The organism is Pantoea sp. Cy-639, assembly GCF_011752525.1.
Taxonomy (GTDB): domain Bacteria; phylum Pseudomonadota; class Gammaproteobacteria; order Pseudomonadales; family Pseudomonadaceae; genus Aquipseudomonas.
On the sequence record NZ_VWXI01000001.1, the window covers coordinates 338,301 to 353,133 of the forward strand.

At 65.3% G+C, this 14,833-nt stretch carries 15 protein-coding genes; 11 read left to right on the forward strand and 4 right to left on the reverse strand.

What is annotated here, in order from left to right; genetic code table 11:
- Window positions 1-6 precede the first annotated feature (6 nt).
- A complete protein-coding gene (locus tag F3J43_RS01565) occupies window positions 7-1,359 on the forward strand; it encodes a glutamine synthetase family protein (RefSeq protein WP_166883059.1) in 1,353 nt (450 codons plus the stop codon).
- A 143-nt stretch (window positions 1,360-1,502) separates the two neighbouring features.
- Complete coding sequence (locus F3J43_RS01570; protein ID WP_166883060.1) at window positions 1,503-2,276, forward strand: TSUP family transporter; 774 nt, start codon at window positions 1,503-1,505, stop codon at window positions 2,274-2,276.
- 313 nt (window positions 2,277-2,589) lie between these two features.
- On the opposite strand, the gene nudC is transcribed toward F3J43_RS01570, so the two are convergent.
- Together nudC and F3J43_RS01580 are read right to left on the reverse strand one after the other, a co-directional pair.
- A complete protein-coding gene (nudC, locus tag F3J43_RS01575; protein ID WP_166883061.1) occupies window positions 2,590-3,420 on the reverse strand; it encodes an NAD(+) diphosphatase in 831 nt (276 codons plus the stop codon).
- Window positions 3,421-3,453: 33 nt separating this feature from the next.
- A complete protein-coding gene (locus F3J43_RS01580) occupies window positions 3,454-4,266 on the reverse strand; it encodes a crotonase/enoyl-CoA hydratase family protein (protein ID WP_166883062.1) in 813 nt (270 codons plus the stop codon).
- A 151-nt stretch (window positions 4,267-4,417) separates the two neighbouring features.
- Between F3J43_RS01580 and nhaB the strand changes: the two genes are divergently transcribed.
- The 5 genes from nhaB to F3J43_RS01605 all read left to right on the forward strand — a co-directional run bounded on the left by nhaB (window position 4,418) and on the right by F3J43_RS01605 (window position 8,209).
- Window positions 4,418-5,920 (forward strand): sodium/proton antiporter NhaB, encoded by a 1,503-nt coding sequence (gene nhaB, locus F3J43_RS01585; RefSeq protein ID WP_166883063.1) that lies wholly within the window; start codon window positions 4,418-4,420, stop codon window positions 5,918-5,920.
- Between the two features lie 186 nt (window positions 5,921-6,106).
- Window positions 6,107-6,730: a dihydrofolate reductase family protein gene (locus tag F3J43_RS01590; RefSeq protein ID WP_166883064.1), complete on the forward strand. Its 624-nt coding sequence runs from the start codon at window positions 6,107-6,109 to the stop codon at window positions 6,728-6,730.
- Window positions 6,731-6,820: 90 nt separating this feature from the next.
- A complete protein-coding gene (locus tag F3J43_RS01595) occupies window positions 6,821-7,522 on the forward strand; it encodes a YoaK family protein (RefSeq protein ID WP_166883065.1) in 702 nt (233 codons plus the stop codon).
- Window positions 7,523-7,664: 142 nt separating this feature from the next.
- Complete coding sequence (locus tag F3J43_RS01600; protein WP_166883066.1) at window positions 7,665-7,907, forward strand: P-loop NTPase family protein; 243 nt, start codon at window positions 7,665-7,667, stop codon at window positions 7,905-7,907.
- An 83-nt stretch (window positions 7,908-7,990) separates the two neighbouring features.
- Window positions 7,991-8,209, forward strand: coding sequence for a DUF2970 domain-containing protein (locus tag F3J43_RS01605; protein WP_166883067.1), 219 nt, complete (start codon window positions 7,991-7,993; stop codon window positions 8,207-8,209).
- A gap of 277 nt (window positions 8,210-8,486) precedes the next feature.
- Here the strand turns inward: F3J43_RS01605 and F3J43_RS01610 are convergent, their stop codons facing one another.
- Entirely contained in the window at window positions 8,487-9,563 is a 1,077-nt protein-coding gene (locus F3J43_RS01610; protein WP_166883068.1) for an ABC transporter substrate-binding protein, read from the reverse strand.
- 216 nt (window positions 9,564-9,779) lie between these two features.
- On the opposite strand from F3J43_RS01610, the gene F3J43_RS01615 reads away from it, so the two are divergent.
- The 3 genes from F3J43_RS01615 to F3J43_RS01625 all read left to right on the forward strand — a co-directional run bounded on the left by F3J43_RS01615 (window position 9,780) and on the right by F3J43_RS01625 (window position 13,635).
- Window positions 9,780-11,432, forward strand: coding sequence for a nitrite/sulfite reductase (locus F3J43_RS01615; protein ID WP_166883069.1), 1,653 nt, complete (start codon window positions 9,780-9,782; stop codon window positions 11,430-11,432).
- Window positions 11,416-11,910 (forward strand): DUF934 domain-containing protein, encoded by a 495-nt coding sequence (locus F3J43_RS01620; RefSeq protein ID WP_166883070.1) that lies wholly within the window; start codon window positions 11,416-11,418, stop codon window positions 11,908-11,910. The genes F3J43_RS01615 and F3J43_RS01620 overlap by 17 nt, the downstream gene beginning before the upstream one ends.
- Window positions 11,911-12,069: 159 nt before the next feature.
- Complete coding sequence (locus F3J43_RS01625; protein WP_166883071.1) at window positions 12,070-13,635, forward strand: hypothetical protein; 1,566 nt, start codon at window positions 12,070-12,072, stop codon at window positions 13,633-13,635.
- A gap of 80 nt (window positions 13,636-13,715) precedes the next feature.
- Here F3J43_RS01625 and F3J43_RS01630 read toward each other — a convergent pair whose 3' ends face one another.
- Window positions 13,716-14,405: a peptidase C39 family protein gene (locus tag F3J43_RS01630; protein ID WP_205297568.1), complete on the reverse strand. Its 690-nt coding sequence runs from the start codon at window positions 14,403-14,405 to the stop codon at window positions 13,716-13,718.
- 212 nt (window positions 14,406-14,617) lie between these two features.
- Here F3J43_RS01630 and F3J43_RS01635 point away from each other — a divergent pair, with 212 nt between their 5' ends.
- Entirely contained in the window at window positions 14,618-14,797 is a 180-nt protein-coding gene (locus F3J43_RS01635; RefSeq protein WP_166883073.1) for a hypothetical protein, read from the forward strand.
- Window positions 14,798-14,833 lie beyond the last annotated feature (36 nt).

The window sequence follows — 14,833 nt, forward strand, 5'->3', positions numbered from 1 at the left end:
ACGATAATGACAAGTACAACCGGCTTTCCCGACCTGCTCAGCGAAGTGCGCGCCTTTCGCGCCAACCACCCGCAGGTTCGCTACGTCGACCTGATCAGCCTGGACATCCCCGGGCACTTCTATGGCAAGCGCTACCCCATCGACATGCTGGAGAAGGTCGCGGCCGGCAGCCCGCTCAAGCTGCCGCAGAACGCCGTGCTGCTAGGCACGCAGGGTGGCCTGTTCCCGATCGGCGACTACTGCTTCGCCGATGGCGACCCGGACGCACCACGGCGCCTGGTGCCCGGCACGCTCAAGCCGGTGGACTGGGAGCGCGAGCCGCTGGGACAGATGCTGATCAGTTCCGACGGCACGGCCGCGCCCATCGAGTTCGAACCGCGCGAAGTACTCGCCCGCGTGCTGCAACGCCTGGAGCGCCGTGGCATACGCCCGGTGGTGGCGTTCGAGCTGGAGTTCTACCTGTTCGACCGAGCGCTCAAGGACGGTCTGCCGCAGTTTCCCCACGACCCCAGCAGCGGTGACGCCGACGACCAGCCCAACCTGCACATCGAGCGCCTGTCACGCTTCTCCGACGTGCTGCGGGAGATGGTCGAAGCCGCCAACGCCCAGGGCGTGGACGCCAACGTCATCACCGCCGAGCTGGGCCCGGGCCAGTTCGAGATCAATTTCGGCCACTGCGACGATGGCCTGCGCGCCGCCGACTGGGCGGCGCTGTTCTGCCGCAGCACCCGCGGCGTGGCGCTCAAGCACGGGCTGCGCGCCTCGTTCATGAGCAAGCCGTACCTGCAGGCACCGGGCAGTGGCATGCATGTGCATGTAAGCCTGTACGACCCGGCCGGCCACAACCTGCTCGCCGCCGACGACCAGCGTCCCCTGCGGCACGCCGTGGCCGGCTGCCTGGCGCTCTTGCCACACTGCATGCCGGTGTTCGCCGCCAACCACAACGCCTTGCGCCGCTACGGCGCCATGGTCAACGCCGCCAGTCGCGCGAGCTGGGGGTTCGAAGACCGTGATGCCTGTATCCGCATTCCTGAGTCCGACCCACGCAACCTGCGGATCGAACATCGCCTGGCAGGGGCCGATGCCAACCCATACCTGGTGCTGGCGGCCATTCTCTGTGGCATGGAGCATGGGCTGGACGCCGGGCAGGAACCAATCGCCCCGTTGAACCAGGACCGCAACAGCGGCATCGACTTTCCCAAGGACATGCTCGGCGCAGTGGCGGCCATGCGTGGGCATCCTGCGGTGAACGAAGGCTTGGGCGAGGAGTTCGTGATGGTCTACTGCGAGAACAAGCGCCAGGACCACCTGGCGTTCATGCAGGAGGTCAGTGCGCGGGAGTACCGCTGGTTCCTGTGAGAACACGCGCCTTTGAGGGGCACTCGTGGGAGCGGGCTTGCCCCAGCGGCGCTGGCTGACAAGTCGCCACCTGCGGTTTACCATGCACGGCTTTCAGCGTGGCAGATTGCCGCACCCCGCCGCCCAGCCAGTCCCGTGCCCCCATGCCCTTCGAACTCACCGTAGAACCGCTCACTCTGTTGATTCTCGCCCTGGTCGCCTTCGTCGCCGGGTTCATCGATGCCATCGCCGGTGGCGGCGGCTTGCTGACCACCCCGGCGCTGCTCACCGCCGGCATGCCGCCGCACCTGGTGCTGGGCACCAACAAGCTCAGCTCGACGTTCGGCGCAGCCACTGCCAGCATCACCTACTACCGACGCAAGCTGTTCCACCCGGCGCAATGGCGCCTGGCGATCGTCGGCACCCTGGCAGGCGCGCTGCTCGGCGCAGTGATCGCCCACTACATGCCGGCCGAATGGCTGAACAAGATGCTGCCGGTGATCGTCTTCGCCTGTGGCGTTTACCTGCTGTTCGGCGCAACGCCCAAGGCGCCGCTGGATGCCGACGCGCCGATCAGGAAGAAATGGCAACTGCCCCAGGGCTTCACCTTGGGCTTCTACGACGGGGTCGCCGGCCCCGGAACCGGCGCGTTCTGGACCGTCAGCACGCTGCTGCTCTACCCCATCGACCTGGTCCGGGCCAGTGGCGTGGCACGCAGCATGAACTTCGTCAGCAACATCGCGGCACTGACCGTGTTCGTCATTTCCGGGCAGGTGGACTACATCGTCGGGCTGTGCATGGGAGTGTCGGTGATGGTCGGGGCGTTCTTCGGGGCGCGGACGGCGATCAGTGGTGGGAGCAAGTTCATTCGGCCGGTGTTCATTGCCGTGGTGTTGGCGCTGACTGTGCGGCTGGCTTGGCAGCATTGGTTTGGGTAAGGGATCGGAAGACTGTTTTGACTTTTTGTATGAACATTCATAGGCGATGTCGACGCTTAGTCACCTTTACTTTTGCTCTTGGGCACAAGTAGGCAAAAACCGCTCGCTCCATTCATCCGGCCCCTCCGCTCCGGGGGCCCTCACCTCGCCAATGGCCTTCGGGAGCGGCCTTGTGTCGCGAAAGGGCCGCAGAGCAGCCCCGGCAATCTGGAGTTGAAACCATCATTTCCAATAGCCCGAAAGACCTTGAAAGTGCTGGCCGCAAGAGCGCAAAAGTGACGATGCGCCGACACCGCAAATGAACCTTTCAGCATCAGGCAGGCAGAACAGGTTCCGCCAACCCCAACCGCCGCGCCACATACAGATCAATCAAATACCGCGCAATCGAACGTCCCGCCGGCAACGGCGGCAGGTCATGGACATTGAACCACTGGGCATCCTCGATCTCGTCCGGCTGCATGACGATCTCCCCACCCGCGTACTCGGCATGAAACCCCAGCATCATCGAGTGCGGGAACGGCCAGCACTGGCTACCCACGTACTGGATGTTCTTGACCTCCACCGCCACCTCCTCACGCACCTCGCGTACCAGGCAATCCTCGGCCGACTCCCCCGGCTCGGCGAAACCTGCAAGGGTGCTGTAGACGCCAGCGACGAAGCGCGGCGAGCGTGCCAGCAGCACCTCGTCGCCACGGGTGATGAGCACGATCATGCTCGGTGAGATACGCGGATAGCTGCGCAGGTCACAGGGCCGGCAGTACATTGCCCGCTCCCAGTGGATCTGCGTCATCGGCTGGCCGCAACTGCCACAGAAACGGTGCTCGCGTGCCCAGGTGCCGATCTGCGCGGCATAACCCAGCACCGTGTAGGTGTCGAAATCGCCCTCGAGCATGAATCGGCGCAGCCCCTGCCAGACGCAGCCCGGCACCTCGGCGGCGCGGCGCAGCTCGAGCAGGAACACCGGCTCACCGTCGAGATGGCCGATGCCATGCTCGCACAGCACATCGAGGTCCTGGCGCTTGAGCCAGTCACGGGGGAACAGCGCGCCGTTGGCGTCCACCAGGAACCCTTCCGGACTGCGGGCGACAGCCAGCCCGCCGGTGGTCTGCGGGTCGAGTACTGCGGTTTTCCAGCGTGCTGACATGCTTCGGGATCCTGAAAAGCGCCCGCCAACCGGTCAGTCGGCGAACGTCGGTTGCTGTTTGCTCATATGCGCGGCCACCGCTACCCGCAAGTCTTCGGACTGCAGCATGGCGGCGTTCCAGGTGGCAATGTACTCCAGACCATCGTCGATGCGATGGTCGCGCATGTAGCTGAGCATCTCCTTGGTGCCGGCCACGGCGATCGGTGATTTTGCGGCAATCTGGCGGGCAATGGCAAAGACCCCGTCGAGCAGCGCCGCCTGGTCATCATAGACGCGGTTGACCAGGCCGATGCGCAGCGCCTCCTGGGCATCGACGTTACGCCCGGTAAAGGCAAGCTCGCGCATGATCCCGTCGCCGATGATCCGCGGCAAACGTTGCAAGGTACCGACATCGGCGGCCATGCCCATGTCGATTTCCTTGATCGAGAATTGTGCGTCGCTGGCGCAGTAGCGCATGTCGCAGGCCGACACCAGGTCGATCGCACCGCCGATGCAATAGCCCTGGATCGCCGCCAGCACCGGCTTGCGGCAGTTGTCCACGGCATTGAACGAGTCTTGCAGGCGCAGGATGGTCCGGCGCAGCAGGCGTGCGTTGCGACCGACATCCTTGCCCAGTTGCTGGGCCAGCGAGGCCAGCATCATCAGGTCGATCCCCGACGAGAAATGCTTGCCGGCACCGCTGATCACCACCGCGCGCACAGCGTCGGTGTCGTCGATCCACTGGAAGATTTCGACGATCTCCTCCCAGAACGCAGCGTTCATGGCGTTGATCTTTTCCGGGCGGTTGATCTGTACGTGGGCGATGTTATCGGTCAGTTCAACCTTGAACGCGGTGTATTCGGTCACGGACGACACTCCATTGGGGAAAGGATTCACAACGCAGGATCTTAGCGCACCCGCAAGGCCGTACATGTGCCAAAAGCGGGACTGCACGCCTTGCACCCTGCGCCCCGATGGGGCACCTTGCGGCACTGCTGAATCAAAAGGATACAAATTCATGTCCCGTTCCCTGACCGGCGCCCTCGCCCACAGCTTCCTGGGCCAGTCGCCGCGTTGGTACAAGGCCGTCATCTGCCTGTTCCTGCTCCTCAACCCGTTGCTGCTGGCGACCCTCGGCCCGGTGGTCACCGGCTGGGTGCTGGTGATCCAGTTCATCTTCACCCTGGGGATGGCGCTCAAGTGCTACCCGCTGATGCCCGGCGGCCTGCTGCTGGTCGAGGCACTGCTGCTGCGCATGACCACGCCCGAGGCCTTGTACGAAGAGCTGCAGCACAATTTTCCGGTGATCCTGCTGCTGATGTTCATGGTCGCCGGCATCCACTTCATGAAGGAACTGCTGCTGTACCTGTTCTCGCGCATCCTCCTCGGCGTGCGCAGCAAGGCCGTGCTTTCGCTGCTGTTCTGCGTGCTGTCGGCATTCCTTTCGGCGTTTCTCGACGCACTGACCGTCACCGCGGTGATCATCAGCGCGGCGGTGGGCTTCTACGCCGTCTACCATCGCGTCGCCTCCGGCGCCAACCCTCGCGAGGACAGCGCACTGGACAGCGACCAGCACATCGCCCAGTTGCACCGTGAAGACCTCGACCAGTTCCGCGCCTTCCTGCGCAGCCTGCTGATGCATGGCGCGGTGGGCACGGCACTGGGTGGCGTATGCACCCTGGTCGGCGAACCGCAGAACCTGTTGATCGGTCATGAAATGGGCTGGCACTTCGCCGATTTCTTCCTCGAGGTCGCGCCCGTGTCGATGCCCGTGCTCGCGGCGGGCCTGGTCACCTGCGTACTGCTGGAGAAACTGCGCCTGTTCGGCTACGGCACGCTGATGCCGGAACGAGTACGCCAGGTGCTCGCCGCCTATGCCGCCGAGGACGATGCCGCGCGCACCCAGGCCCAGCGGGTCGCCCTGGTGGTGCAAGGCCTGGCCGCGCTGATCCTGATCGTCTGCCTGGGCCTGCACATCGCCGAGGTCGGGCTGATCGGCCTGCTGGTGATCGTGCTGATCACCGCCTTCACCGGCATCACCGACGAGCACCGCCTGGGCCGTGCGTTCCAGGACGCCATGCCATTCACCGCCTTGCTGGTGGTGTTCTTCGCGGTGGTCGCGGTAATCCACCAGCAGCAACTGTTCAGCCCGCTGATCGCCTGGGTGCTGGCACTGCCCAGCGCGCAACAGCCAGGCATGCTGTACCTGGCCAACGGTCTGCTGTCGGCGATCAGCGACAACGTGTTCGTCGCCACCATCTACATCACCGAGGTCAAACAGGCGTTCCTCAACGGTGCGATGAGCCGTGAGCACTTCGAGACCCTGGCGGTGGCGATCAATACCGGCACCAACCTGCCGAGCGTGGCCACGCCCAACGGCCAGGCGGCGTTCCTGTTCCTGCTGACCTCGGCGATCGCGCCGCTGGTACGCCTGTCGTATGGGCGCATGGTGTGGATGGCGCTGCCGTACACCGTGGTCATGGGCGGCCTGGGCTGGTGGGCAGTGACCTACTGGCTCTGACAGACCGCTCGCCGGCAAGACTGGCGCCTGCAGCCCTGGCCGCAGGCGCCGGATCGCTACTTCGACCATCAACGCCTGCACGGGCAGAACATCGACGCCGCAGTTGTCCAAGCGTGCAAGGTGCCTGTCGATCCGCGCCGCCCTCATTCGACTATTCGGTACTCCCACCCGAAAGAGGCTACTTCCATGCGCACACTCATCGTCGCCGCCTTCATCACCCTGGATGGCGTCATGCAGGCTCCCGGCGGCCCTCAGGAAGACACCAGCGGCGGCTTCAGCCACGGTGGCTGGCTGCCGCCCTATGCCGACGAGGTCTTCGGCCAGGCCATGCAGGCGTTGTTCAGCCAACCGTTCGAGCTCCTGCTGGGACGGCGCACCTACGACATCTTCGCCGGCTACTGGCCGCGGGTCGGCGCCGATTCGCAGAACCGCCCGATGGCCGACCTGTTCAACGGCGTCGCCAAGCACGTTGCCACCCACCACCCGGCGTCCGTCGAATGGCACAACAGCCATGTGCTGGGTGCCGATGTGGTCGCGGCGGTACGGACACTCAAACAGCAGGACGGTGCCCCGCTGCTGACCCAGGGCAGTGCCGAACTGGTCCGCCAACTGCTGGCCGCAGGCCTGGTGGACGAACTGCGCCTGCTGGTCCATCCGCTACTGCTCGGCCGCGGCAAGCGCCTGTTCGGCGATGACGCCCAGCCGACGGCATTCGAGCTGGTGGAGTCGCTCGCCTCGCCCAGCGGCGTGCTGATCACACGCTACGTGCGCAGTGGCGCGGTCCGTACAGGCTCGTTCGAAATCCCCTGAGGGCAGCATCGGTAGCCAGGCCCTGCGCAAAAGGCAGGCCAGGGTATAAGATCGGGGGCCTTGCCCAGACCCGACCCCGGAGCCCCTGCCATGCTGCCCACCGCCCTTTCGCCGCACAGTGCCCGCCGGGTTCGCTTGCAGGTGTTGCGCGGACGGGTCGGCCTGGGGCTGGTGGCCGCGCTGTCGGTGCTGGCCGGCATGACCGACGCCATCGGTTTGCTGGCACTGGGCGACTTCGTCTCGTTCATGAGCGGCAACACCACGCGCCTGGCGGTGGCTGTCAGCCAGGTCGAAATGGCCCAGGTCGCGCGACTGGCCCTGGCCATCTTCAGCTTCGTGCTGGGCAACGCCCTCGGCGTGCTGCTGGCCCGGCGCTTTCGCCGTCGCGCCTCACCGTTGCTGCTGGTGGTCGCGGCCCTGCTCGCCAGCGCCGCTGTCTGGCCCCTGGACACCACCTTCCCCGCACTGGTGGCGGCGGTGCTGGCCATGGGCATGCTCAATGCGGTGGTCGAACAAGTGAATGGCCTGCCGATCGGCCTGACCTACGTCACCGGCGCCCTGTCGCGCTTCGGCCGGGGGCTGGGGCGCTGGCTGCTGGGCGAGCGCCGGCTGGGTTGGCGGGTGCAACTGGTCCCCTGGAGCGGCATGCTGCTGGGGGCGGCGGCTGGTGCCTGGTTGCAGCAGCAACTCGGGTTGTTCGCCTTCGCCGCCAGCAGTGGCCTGGCGTGCGTGCTGGCACTGATCACCCTGTTCATCCCGCGGGCGTGGCAATTGGCCTATATGCCGCGCTGAGCCAGCCACGCCACCTGCCACGGGTCCCCATGCCGCCTCGATAGTCACTATCGAGCGTGGCGATTTCTCCTCGAAGGGCACGCCACATAACCTTGCTCCATCGATTCACCCATCGTGAATCCCGGATCATGGGACCCCCCCGATGAACATCACCGCCCACCTGCTGCTCGCCGCCATCGGCCTCGCCGTGCTCAGTGGCTGCGCCAGCCACCCCGAGCTGCGCCCTTATACCGCCGAGGAAACTCGCCAGCTGCAACTCGAAGCGCTGCAGCGTCAGGGCTTGTCCCAGGAAGACTACGAGCATCGTCGCCTGGCGGTGCTGCGTGCCGGCCAGCAGCCAGCGCTCACCGATGTCGCAAGCCGCGCCGTGCCGCCCCGCAGTTGAGCCCCTCATCGGTCCACGCCGGCATCAGCGCGTCAGCCGCCTACACTGTCGGTGATTGTCTCTGAATCCATCAGGAGCCAACCATGGACGATTCCAGCCAAGGCAGACCTCCCACTTTCTGGCAGATGCTGCAGAGCATCCTCGCCGCGGCCTTCGGCGTGCAGAGCGGCAAGAACCGCGCACGTGACTTCACCTATGGCAAGGCCAGCCATTTCATCGCGCTGGGCACGCTGTTCACCCTGATCTTCATCGGTGTGCTGATTGGCCTGGTGCAGTTGGCGATGCACCTGACCGCACGCTAGCGCACAGCCAGACGCAACCCGCCCGCGCAAGTCCATTGCGCGGGCGGTTCAGGTTGCATCACGGTCTTGGAAAGAAGGCTACTGATGGCTGACCCAGTACACCGCGGTGACCACCACCAGCACGATCAGGCACAGGATCGCCCAGGCGTCGACACTGCTGTCAGCTTTGCGGACCTTGGTAGAGTTTCCCATTGCATTACCTCTTGTAGTGGTTATGGGAATGCACTTCACAGGCAGCAGTTAAGTCCAGCAATGTCCTTTGCTCAAGCAGGGACATTCAATAGTCGACGGGTGACGTGAGAAAGGGATAGCGGTAATCCGCCGCCTGTCCCTGGGCACTGTACTGGTGGAAGTCGATGCCACGGCCATCCTGCTCCAGCAGGCGCAGCCAGCGCCGGGCCTTGTCCCGGTCGATCAGTTGCAGTGCCGGCACGCGGTGCTCGCGCAGGCCGTCGCGATTGACCGCCAGGCCATGGGCATCATCGTGGAGCATGACCATGGCCCAGCCCCCCAGGGTGAAGTGTCCGCCCATCAACACGCCCAGGCGCCCGTCGATCAGCCCGCGCAGCGCCTCGGGCGAGCTGTTGACCGCGCTGAACACCGCGTCGCGTCCCGGCACCTTGCCCGCTGCCTCGAACGCGCGCATGGCACCAAAGGCCATCTCGTCGTTGGCCGACCACACCAGCCGGGTGTCGGGGTAGCGCTGCAGCAACATCTGCGCCTGCTCATAGGCGCGCTCACGGCTCCAGCCACCGTAGACCACCTGGCGCAGACGTACCTGAGGGTAGTCCGCCAGCGCCCGACGCATGCCCTGCTCGCGCAACTGCGAGGCCGGCGTGGTCTTGACCCCGGAGAAGGCCAGCAGGTCCACCGGCCCGCTGTCCCGGGGCAGTTGCCCGACCATGGCCTTGAGCATCTGGAAACCGGCCTCCTCATCGTTGCTGGTGAGGGTGCCGAGCACCTCGGCGTACTTCTCCGGATGGGCCTGGATACTGTGCGCCTGGTCCTCGGTGAGGCCGTTGTTGACCAGGAACAGCTTGACCCCGGTGCCCCGGGTCAGACGAATGATCTCCGGCGCCACGTACTGCTCGTTGACCAGTACCAGGTAGTCCGGGCGTGGCGTGGCCAGCAACGCCGCGCGGGCCTGGGTCAGGGCGAGGTCGGCGCGGCGCTCGCTGTACTCCACACGCAGCTGCAGGCCAAGGTCCGTGGCGGCGGCCTGCATGAAGCGCGAGTAGTCGACCCAGAACGTTTCGTTGGAATGCCCCGGATTGAGAAACACCACCGAGGCGGCCTGTGCGCCCGCCGCCAGCGGCAGGCTCAGGCACAGGCCCTGGCACAAGGCCTTGAACATGCGGTTACATCCCTGCAAAGCAAACCGCGGATTATAGACAGATGGCGTGCCAGAGCGGACAAATGCCAGTCAGTCTCACTTAGTCCAAATGGTTCTTTTCATATGCAAAAACATCACTTTAGCGCATAAACCCACTCTGCTATCGTTCCCCGGCTCCGAACCGGAGTGCGCGGCCGTGCGCGCGATTAGCTGCATGCAGCCTGAGACAGGACTTTTATGTACGTATACGACGAGTACGATCAGCGGATCATCGAGGACCGCGTCAAGCAGTTCCGTGATCAGACCCGCCGCTACCTGGCCGGAGAGCTGAGCGAAGAAGAATTCCGCCCTCTGCGCCTGCAGAACGGCCTCTATATCCAACGTTTCGCGCCAATGCTGCGGGTCGCCGTGCCCTATGGCCAACTGAACGCACGCCAGGTGCGCATGCTGGCGAAGATCGCCCGAGACTACGACAAGGGCTACGCGCACATCAGTACCCGCCAGAACGTGCAGTACAACTGGCCGGCCCTGGAAGACATCCCGGAGATCCTCGCCGAGCTGGCTACCGTGCAGATGCACGCCATCCAGACCAGCGGCAACTGCCTGCGCAACGTCACCACCGACCAGTTCGCCGGTGTCGCCGCCGACGAGCTGGTGGACCCGCGCCCATGGTGCGAAATCGTCCGCCAGTGGACCACTTTCCACCCGGAATTCGCCTACCTGCCGCGCAAGTTCAAGATTGCCGTCAACGGCTCGAGCGACGACCGCGCCGCCATCGAAGTGCACGATATCGGCCTGGAACCGGTACGCAACGCAGCCGGCGAGCTGGGCTTCCGTGTGCTGGTCGGCGGTGGCCTGGGCCGTACCCCGGTGATCGGCTCGTTCATCAACGAGTTCTTGCCCTGGCAGGACCTGCTCAGCTACCTCGACGCCATCCTGCGCGTGTACAACCGTTACGGCCGCCGTGACAACAAGTACAAGGCGCGGATCAAGATCCTGGTCAAGGCCCTCACCCCTGAAGTGTTCGCCGAGAAGGTCGAAGCCGAGATGGCCCACCTGCGCGGTGGCAGCACCACCCTGACCGAGGCCGAGCTGCAGCGCGTCGCCCGTCACTTCGTCGACCCCGAGTACCTGGCCCTGGATGCCGTCGACTACAGCGCCCTGGACGCCGAGCACCCTGGGTTCGCCCGTTGGCGCTCGCGCAACACCCGCGCGCACAAGAAGCCGGGCTACGTCGCTGTCACCCTGTCGCTCAAGCCCACCGGCGTCGCCCCCGGCGACCTGACCGACAAGCAGCTGGACGCCGTCGCCGACCTGGCCGAGCGCTACAGCTTCGGCTACCTGCGCACCTCCCACGAGCAGAACATCATCCTTGCCGACGTCGAGCAGCGCCAGTTGCACGCGTTGTGGCTGGAACTGCGCGAGCAAGGCTTCGCCACCCCGAACATCGGCCTGCTGACCGACATCATCTGCTGCCCGGGCGGTGACTTCTGCTCGCTGGCCAACGCCAAGTCGATCCCGATCGCCGAATCCATCCAGCGCCGTTTCGACGACCTCGACTACCTGTTCGACATCGGCGAGCTCGACCTGAACATCTCCGGCTGCATGAACGCCTGCGGCCACCACCACGTCGGCCACATCGGCATCCTCGGGGTGGACAAGAAGGGCGAGGAGTTCTACCAGGTCTCGCTGGGCGGCAACGCCGCGCGCGATGCATCCCTCGGCAAGATCCTCGGCCCGTCCTTCGCCCAGGACGACATGGCCGACGTGATCGAAAAGCTGATCAGCGTGTATGTCGAGCGACGCACCGAAGACGAGCGCTTCATCGACACCTACCAGCGTATCGGCATCGACCCCTTCAAGGAGCGCGTCTATGCAGCGAATCATTAAGAACAACCAGCTGGTCGACGAAACCTGGCACCTGCTGCCCAAGGATGTCTCGATCGACGAGCTGACCAACTGCGACGACTACATCGTGCCACTGCAGCTGTGGCGCGATCACCCTAGCCTGCTCAAGGCCCGCGACGGCGGCCTGGGCATCTGGCTGGACAGCGACGAGGAAGCCGAGGAGATCGGCGACGATGTCCAGCACTTCCAGGTCATCGCCCTGAACTTCCCGGCCTTCACCGACGGACGCAACTACTCCAATGCGCGCCTGCTGCGCGACCGCTACAAGTTCAAGGGCGAGCTGCGCGCCATCGGCGACGTACTGCGCGACCAGCTGTTCTACATGGCCCGCTGCGGTTTCGACGCCTTCGCCATCCGTGCCGACAAGGATCCGGAAGACGCGCTGCAGAGCCTGAAGGACTTCTCGGTTACCTACCAGGGCGCCACCGACGAGCCACTGCCGCTGTTCCGGCGCCGCTGACCGCTACCCGCCACAGCCATCGGCCCGCCTCCCGGCGGGCCGATGCATTCGTACCCCGTCACTTTCGTCCCTTGCGAAAAAAGAACACGCGCTCGCTCAGGTTTGCTAATGGCATGCCGATATCAAGGCGTACTCGTTAAATCCGCAAGGACCGCGACAATGAACCCGATTTCCTCCGCACTTCGACTGACCCCGGTCTACACCCCGGCGCCCGCATCGCAAAACGCTATCGTCCGCCAGGCCGCCAGCACCGCCGACACACCCGGCACCCAGGTCAGCCTCGGCCAGGACACTCGTATCCAGGATGCCGAGACCTACACCGCCAGGGGCTCCCTGGACAGCTCGCAGCCTCGCTATATCTGGGAACAGGACAGCCTCGACAAGCTCAGCATGAACATGCTCAGCGGCATCAAGTCGGCCTCGGCCGGTGCCCGCTTCCAGGGCCTGGGTGCCCTCCTGATGGAACAACTGGCCAGCAACGGCGGCCAGCGCATCTCGCAGTCGGCGCTGCTGGTCAACGATACCGACGGCGTTGCACTGAGCCTGCAGCAGTCACGCCTGCGCGAGTTCGCCAGCAACACCGTCACCCTCAACCTGACCAGCGCCTCTGGCGCCACGGTGAGCCTGGGCCTGTACAGCAGCGACAAGGGCCTGGCCGTCGACGCCCAGGTGCAAGGTGGCGAGCTCAACGCCGACGAACTCAAGGGCCTGGCCAACCTGGCCAGTGGCTTCCAGTCGGCCATCAGTGGCCTGAGCCAACAGCCGCCGAATCTGCAACTGGGTTCGCTGCTCAAGGTCGACCCTGCGTTGTTCAGCGGTCTGCAGATGAACGCCAGCCTCGAACTGCCGGGCGGCGCACGGCAGACTTTCGACCTGCGCCTGGACGACTCGACCCGCAGCCTGAAGCTCGATGGCCCAAGCGGTGTGGTGCAACTGGACCTGGACACCCAGGGCGGCACGCTGGTCGGTGGCCAGGCCCAGCGCCAGGCGGCCCTGAGCAACTACCTGACCCAGTTCGACGATGCCCAGAAGCGTGGCAAGGGCGATGCCCAGCTGACCAGCCTGCTCAAGGACGCCTTCACCCAACTCAACAGCATCGATGACAACCGCCCTCGCCCGGCCGGCCATGATTCGGCGCTGAACACCTACAGCCGCGCCCTGCTCAGCGGCCTGGCCGACTTCAAGGTGTCGGTCGTACAACCCTCCTCGCACCTCAATCCACAGCGACTGGATGAGGAGGACCGTTTCAGCTACGAGGCCTCGCAAGCGACTGCAAGCAACGGCGAAGGCAACAGCATCGCCCGCCAGCAGCGCCAGGAAGCCAAGCTGGACGCGGCCTGGCACTCGAGCCTCGCCTCGACGGCGCGGCAGAGCGAAGAGGATCCGTTCGACGCCAAGAACTACCGCTATCACACCCTCAGCGAATCGGCCAGCACCACCACCAGCCTGGCGATCGTCGACAATGTGCTCAAGGAAGCCAGCGTCACCCAGGAGGCGACCAGCAACAAGCGGGTGACCACCTACAGCAACGGCATTCTCCTCTCGGACGAGAAGACGCCGACCTCGGTCAGCCGCACGCGCAACCTGCTGAACCTGCTCGATGATCTGTTCAAGGCGGACGAAAAGGCCCGTCGCGACGGCAGCAAGTCCGACCTCGACCAGCAATTGGCGGCCAACAGTGGCCTGTGGCTGTTGCAGACCGATCCGTCGCAGATCAAGGACTGAGCGCGCCACCACGCTCATCCGATGACGCATCCAGCCAGAAGGGCCGCATTGCGGCCCTTCTGGCGATTCGGATGACCTGCCTACGGTTGCCCTAGGCTACCGATGGCCTGCCGTGCCGCGACCTCCTGCCCCGCACGCGCCAGCTCGTCAGCCGCCTGCAGCCAGCGCTGACGGTCCACCCGTGCCGGCAACTGCCGCGGCGACTGCACCAGCACCGCCCAGCTCCCCTGCTTCGCCCATGCCGAGGCGAACGAGTCGAAGTCCAGCAACTGGCGGCGGTGCATGCCCGAGCGCAACAGCACGCGCTTCTTGTAGCGGTCGTAGCCGATCATGACCGCATAGCGTGGTTCACTCCACCACATCGATCCTTCCTGATAGCGCAGCAGCACGGGATGCCCGGCGGCGACCTGCTCGAGCAACGCGTCCAGCTGCTTGTCCAGCGGGTAGACCACCATGCCGTACTCGCGGGCCACCCGAGCGATGCCGGTATCCAGCGTGTCGACGGCCTTGGGCAGGTTCAGCGCCTTGTCGAGCAGGCCGGGGGTGATCGGCGCCCCGCGCTGCGACAGCAGCGCCGCCAGGGCCATCGAGCCGCTGTGGTTGGCATTGCCACGGTAGAACGGCACGCTGCTGATCTCGACCCGCTGCGGCAGTCCCTTGAGCGAGGCAGGCGGAGCGCTTGCGCAGCCGGACAGGGCCAGCGCCACCAGGCAGGCAGCCAGCAGGCGACGTGGGCCGAAGGCCCGGGAGGGAATGGCATCTTGCAACATGGGCACTCGCTTGTTCCGGCGCCGGGCGGGCAGCGCCCGGCCATGAGCGCTGATCATAGGATGTGCCGGGCTTTGGGTATAGCCCGCCACGGGCTTGGAACGAAACGGCCCAAGCACTAGACCTTCGGTCAATGGAACGTCACAGGCACCGGGCTAGACTAAAGCTGTGTCTGGATGACCCGCCGCGGCGGGTCACAGAGAAGGAGGCACACATGAGCCTGACAATGGCAATCCTCATGCTGGTGGGCATGTGGCTGAGCGTCGCAGCCGCCATGCTGTGGGGGGTGTTGCGTATCGTGCGGCGGCATTCCCACCCCCACCACCTGCCACCTCAACCGCTGGCCAAGCCCCAGGCCGCGCGCCGCGCCCGGCGCCATGCCGAGGCGCATTGACCGGCCAGACGCAGCGCATACGCCATCACGAGCGCC

What these genes read in the sequence shown, in the direction of transcription:
- F3J43_RS01565 (WP_166883059.1), top strand. Translation starts at nt 7, where the DNA reads ATGACAAGTACAACCGGCTTTCCCGACCTGCTCAGCGAAGTGCGCGCC.
- F3J43_RS01570 (WP_166883060.1), top strand. Translation starts at nt 1,503, where the DNA reads ATGCCCTTCGAACTCACCGTAGAACCGCTCACTCTGTTGATTCTCGCC.
- nudC (WP_166883061.1), bottom strand. Translation starts at nt 3,420, where the DNA reads ATGTCAGCACGCTGGAAAACCGCAGTACTCGACCCGCAGACCACCGGC.
- nhaB (WP_166883063.1), top strand. Translation starts at nt 4,418, where the DNA reads ATGTCCCGTTCCCTGACCGGCGCCCTCGCCCACAGCTTCCTGGGCCAG.
- F3J43_RS01590 (WP_166883064.1), top strand. Translation starts at nt 6,107, where the DNA reads ATGCGCACACTCATCGTCGCCGCCTTCATCACCCTGGATGGCGTCATG.
- F3J43_RS01595 (WP_166883065.1), top strand. Translation starts at nt 6,821, where the DNA reads ATGCTGCCCACCGCCCTTTCGCCGCACAGTGCCCGCCGGGTTCGCTTG.
- F3J43_RS01600 (WP_166883066.1), top strand. Translation starts at nt 7,665, where the DNA reads ATGAACATCACCGCCCACCTGCTGCTCGCCGCCATCGGCCTCGCCGTG.
- F3J43_RS01605 (WP_166883067.1), top strand. Translation starts at nt 7,991, where the DNA reads ATGGACGATTCCAGCCAAGGCAGACCTCCCACTTTCTGGCAGATGCTG.
- F3J43_RS01610 (WP_166883068.1), bottom strand. Translation starts at nt 9,563, where the DNA reads ATGTTCAAGGCCTTGTGCCAGGGCCTGTGCCTGAGCCTGCCGCTGGCG.
- F3J43_RS01615 (WP_166883069.1), top strand. Translation starts at nt 9,780, where the DNA reads ATGTACGTATACGACGAGTACGATCAGCGGATCATCGAGGACCGCGTC.
- F3J43_RS01620 (WP_166883070.1), top strand. Translation starts at nt 11,416, where the DNA reads ATGCAGCGAATCATTAAGAACAACCAGCTGGTCGACGAAACCTGGCAC.
- F3J43_RS01625 (WP_166883071.1), top strand. Translation starts at nt 12,070, where the DNA reads ATGAACCCGATTTCCTCCGCACTTCGACTGACCCCGGTCTACACCCCG.
- F3J43_RS01630 (WP_205297568.1), bottom strand. Translation starts at nt 14,405, where the DNA reads ATGTTGCAAGATGCCATTCCCTCCCGGGCCTTCGGCCCACGTCGCCTG.
- F3J43_RS01635 (WP_166883073.1), top strand. Translation starts at nt 14,618, where the DNA reads ATGAGCCTGACAATGGCAATCCTCATGCTGGTGGGCATGTGGCTGAGC.